The sequence below is a fragment of the Mesorhizobium sp. M7A.F.Ca.CA.001.04.2.1 genome, from assembly GCF_003998485.1.
In the GTDB taxonomy this organism is placed as follows: Bacteria; Pseudomonadota; Alphaproteobacteria; order Rhizobiales; family Rhizobiaceae; genus Mesorhizobium; species Mesorhizobium ciceri.
Genome location: NZ_RZQT01000308.1, coordinates 1 through 424, shown reverse-complemented (window position 1 = coordinate 424; position 424 = coordinate 1). Strand labels below are relative to the sequence as shown.

Sequence of the window (424 nt, the reverse complement as noted above, 5' to 3'; positions counted from 1 at the left end):
GTAATCGCCCGGCCGAGCGAATCCAGATCGCCGGGGATGGAGGGTATCAACACTGCCGTAGCCCGATGGTCGAAGATCAACGGCAGCGTGTTCTCATCGAGGCTGAGAAGATAGTCCGCGCCGGCGTGCGCACCGATCGACAGTTCGTCTGCGCTGGCCGAATCGACGCTGACCACAAACCCCTGTGCCTTGAGTGCCCGCACTGCCTCAGCCAGCAACGGAAACGGCGTCTCCGGCAGGCAGCCCAGATCGATGACATCCGCGCCGGCCGCAGCCAGCATCGAGGCCCTCGCCATCAGGGCCTCGACCGACAGCATCGGCGCATCGACGATCTCGGCGAAGATGCGCATATCGTGACGCGTCAGATCCGGCGGTTTGCCCGCCCGGCCAAGGAAGGCCGGAAGGTCGGCGATCTCGTCGGGGC

The 424-nt window shown here is 65.6% G+C and carries 1 pseudogene; it reads right to left on the bottom strand.

The features are described 5' to 3' along the window. A pseudogene (locus EN955_RS34665) lies at positions 1–424 on the bottom strand (dihydropteroate synthase); the annotation flags it as partial.